The following is a 4,130-nucleotide window of genomic DNA, read 5'->3' on the forward strand; positions in this document are numbered from 1 at the left end:
GTTGTGCCGGTGCTGTTGTTGTTGGTTGCGGTGAGGGTGGTGGCGAGGGTGGTGGGGAATGTTTCGCCGCCGAGGGCGAGGTGGCGGAGGTGGGATCGGCTCAGGTCGAGTCCGGTGTCGAGCATGGCGTGGGCGATGGTGGGGACGAGTTCGACGAAGCCGATGGGTTCGGTGTGGAGGATGTCGGTGAGGTAGTGGGGGTCTTTTTCGCCGCCGGGTCGGGTGAGGCGGATGGTGGCGCCGACTGTCAGTGGCCAGAAGAATTCGGGGACGGAGACGTCGAATCCGATGCTGGTTTTCTGCAGGACGCGGTCGCCGTCGGTGAGGGGGAATACCGTTTGGCGCCAGCGGATGAGGTTGATGATTGCTCGGTGGGAGATCATGACGCCTTTGGGGCGTCCGGTGGTGCCGGAGGTGAAGATGACGTAGGCGGTGTCGGCGGGGGTCAGTGGGCGATCGAGTGCCGGTGCGGTGGTGTGTCCGGTGTCGAGGCGTGCGGCGATGTCGGGGTTGTCGAGGTGTAGCTCGTTCGTTGCGCGTGTGTTCGTTCGGATTTCGGTGGTGGTGATCAGGAGTGAGGGTGTGGAGTCGTCGAGGATGTGCCCGATCCGCTCACTCGGGTAGTCGGGGTCGATGGGGACGTAGGCGGCGCCGACCCGGATCACGGCCAGGAGTGCGGTGACCAGGTCGACGCTGCGGGGGAGCATGACTGCGACGCGGTCGCCGACGTGTACGCCGTGTTCGAACAGCATGTGCGCCAATGCGTTTGCGCGGGAATCGAGTGTTGTGTACGTCCATTGCTGTCTCGAGTCGTCGGTGACTGCGATGGCGTTCGGGGTGTGGGTGGTTTGGGTGCGGATGAGTGTGTCGAGGGTGGTGCCGGCTGCGGGTTCACTGGCTCCGGTGGACCATCGTGCGAGGTGTTCGCCTTCGTGGTCGGTGAGTAGGGGTATGGCGGCGATTCGGGTGTGGGGTGCGGTGGCGAGGGTGTGTAGGGCGGTGTCGAGGAGTGTGGTGAGGGTGGTGATGGTGTGGTGGGTGATGCGGTGTGGTTGGTAGGAGAGTTCGATGGTGATGTGGGTGGGTGTGGGCAGGATGCCGAGGGTGAGGGGGTAGTGGGTGGAGTCGTGGATGTCGACCGAGGTGACGGTGAGGTCGTCGTCCACTGTGGTGGTGTTGTCGTCGAGGGGGTAGTTCTCGTAGACGAGGAGGGTGTCGAAGAGGGCGGGGAGTCCGGTGAGGTGGTGCAGGTCCGGTAGTGGGGTGTGGTGGTGGTCGAGGACGGTGGTGTTGTGGTGGTGGATTTGGTCGAGGAGTTCGGCGACGGTGGGGTTGTGGCCGAGGTGGGCGGGGGTGGGGATGGTGTTGAGGAACATGCCGACGGCGTTTTCGATGCCGTCGATGTGGGCGGGTCGTCCGGAGACGGTGGTGCCGAAGGTGATGGTGGGTTGTCCGGTGATGGCGTTCAGGGTCAGTGCCCAGGCGGTGTGGATGACGCTGTTGAGGGTGGTGCTGTGGGTGCGGGCGAGTGTGCGTAGTTGGTGGGTGAGGGTGGGGTCGATGGTGTGGGTGAGTTCGATCGGTTGTGCTGTGTCGGTGGTGGCTGTGTCGGTGGTGGCTGTGTTGGTGGTGGCTGTGTTGGTGGTGGCGATGAGGGTGGGTTCGGTGACGTCGGCGAGGGCGGTGGTCCAGGTGTCGAGTGAGGTGGTGTGGTCGTGGTGGGTGAGCCAGTGGAGGAAGCTCGGGTAGGTGGTGTCGGGGAGTGCGGGTGTGGTGGGGTTGTTGTAGGCGCGGAGCAGTGTGGCGATCAATGGCGGGGTGGACCAGCCGTCGGTGATGGCGTGGTGGATGGTCAGGATGAGGGTGTGCTGGTCGGCTGCGGTGGTGACGGCGGTGACACGCATCAACGGCGCGTCAGCCAGAACGAACCCGGTTTCCCGGTTCCGCGCCACGGCTTTGTCCACGGCATCTGCATCTCCAATGCCATTCACTGCGGTGAGTTCGATCGTCGCGTGAGTGGGGATGACGGCGACGTAGTCGCCGTTCGCGGCGGGTGTGATCGCCGCTTTGAGGTTGGGATAGATCTCGGTCAACGTTCGCAGGGCTCTGTAGAGCCGTTCGTTGTCGAGCGTTCCGGTGACGTGGACCAGCGTGTGCGTGAGATACAGGTCCACGCTGGCGCTGTCACCGAGGAGTGATTCGAAGACCATGCCGTGTTGCAGTGGCGTCAGGGGCTGGACGTCGGCGATGTCGCCGTAGCGGTGGTCCCAGGTGGTGAGGTCGCCGTAAGTCGTACCGCTGGCGGTGAAGTCGGTGAGGGAACGGCGCACGCGCCCTGCACCCACGCCGCTGGCGTACGTGACAAGAGTCTGTAGCGCGGTGGTCCAGAGTTGGACGAGTTCGCGCGCCTGTTCGCTGGTCAAGATGTCCTGGGCATAGGCGAAGGATCCGTCGAACATGGGCTCGCCATCGCTACCAGTGAGAACCGCGATATTGATATCCACCACTGCTGCAGCGGGCGAGTTTTTCGGCAGGTGCGCGCGAATTCCGGGGCACTCCGGCGAATTGGACCATGGTTTGGCGGTGACGGCACTGAAGTTGCCGAGGTAGTTGAGCGCGAGGTCGGGGGTGGTGGTGGGTAGGGCGGTGTCGGGATGGAGGTGGGTGAGTATGCCGTAGCCGATGCCGCGGTCCGGGACGCGTGCGAGTGTGTCTTTGATGCGTAGTACGGCGTCGGCGGCGAGGGTGGGGTCGGTGATGGTGTGGTGGGGGTCGAGGTCGGTGAGGTCGGCGAGGATCGGGTACCAGGTGGTGAACCAGCCGATCGAGCGTGAGAGGTCTGCTCCGGGGACGAGGGTTTCTTGGCGGCCGTGGCCTTCCATGCCGATGGTGACCGGGCGTGGCTCGAGGTGGTGGCGTGCGCGCCAGGTGCCGGTGGCGATGGTGACTGCGGTGAGGAGGATGTCTTCGACGCTGGCGGAGAGTGCGGCGGTGACGTTGTTGATCAGGGGCCCGGCCGGGATTTTCACGTCGATAGTTGTGACGGCGGCCTGGGTGTGGCGCTCCTGGTCGATTCCGGTCTCGCCGAACAGCGGGACGACCGCGTTCACCACCGTGCTCCAGTGACCCAGTTGCTCGGTGACATCCTGCTCGGTCAGTGCGTGCGTCCAGGTGGTGATGGAGGTGCCGGTCGGCAGCAGGTCGGTGTCGGTGGCGCCGGTGTCGAGTGCCCAGGCGTGTGCGAGGTCGTCCTCGAGGATGCGCCAGGAGACTCCGTCGACGGCGAGGTGGTGGATGACCATGACGAGGCGGCCGGTGGTGTCACCGAAGTCGGTGTCGTTGGGCTGGGTGTCACCGGAGTGGGTGCACCACAGGGCGCGCCACAAAATCCCGTTCGCCGGATCGAGTCGCTCGGAGAGCCGTGTCGTCTCGGCAGTGACGTACGCAGGCCAGCGCGGTCCGGACCAACCGTCGGTGAATTCGGTGGTGTCGAGTCGGGTGGTGACCTCAATCGGGGTGGCGGCGCCGGTGAAGTGTGGTGCGCCGGAGTTGTCGATGCCGAGGTGGCCCTGCAGGGTCGGGTGATGTCCGATGACGCGGGTGAGGATTCGGTGGAGGGTGTCGGTGGTGAGGTCGGGTGGGGTGGTGAAGACGAAGGATTGGGTGAAGTGGTCGAAGCCGGGTCGGTCTATGTAGCGGGCGGCGATGGGTTGCAGTGGTGCGGTGGTGACGGTGGTGGGTTCGGTTTCGGTGTGGGTCTGGGTGTGGGTGTCGCCGATTCGTGCCAGGGCGCTGATGGTGCGGTGGGTGAAGACGTCGGCGGCGGTGATGGTGATGCCGGCGCGGCGGGCTGCGGTGACGACTTGGATGGAGGAGATGGAGTCGCCGCCGAGGCGGAAGAAGTCGTCGTCGATCGAGAGTTCGGTGTCGGTGGGGAGGTGCAGGATGTCAGCGAAGACGGTGGCGAGGGTGGTTTCGGTGACCGTGGTGGGGTGTTGTCCGCCGGTGAGGGCTGCGGTGAGGTCGGGTGTGGGGAGTGCGCGGCGGTCGAGTTTGCCGTTGGGGGTGACCGGGACGGTGTCGATGGGAATGAACACCGTGGGGATCATGTAGTCCGGTACCCGTGCGGT

1 protein-coding gene is annotated in these 4,130 nt (G+C 65.2%); it reads right to left on the reverse strand.

Annotated features, from left to right (window positions below; translation table 11 throughout):
* Positions 1-4,130, reverse strand: a 4,130-nt coding sequence (locus tag ACFULT_RS27120; protein ID WP_378483085.1) for a condensation domain-containing protein, incomplete at both ends; no start/stop codon positions are given.

This window comes from Rhodococcus sp. NPDC057297 (assembly GCF_042667435.1).
In the GTDB taxonomy this organism is placed as follows: Bacteria; Actinomycetota; Actinomycetes; order Mycobacteriales; family Mycobacteriaceae; genus Rhodococcoides.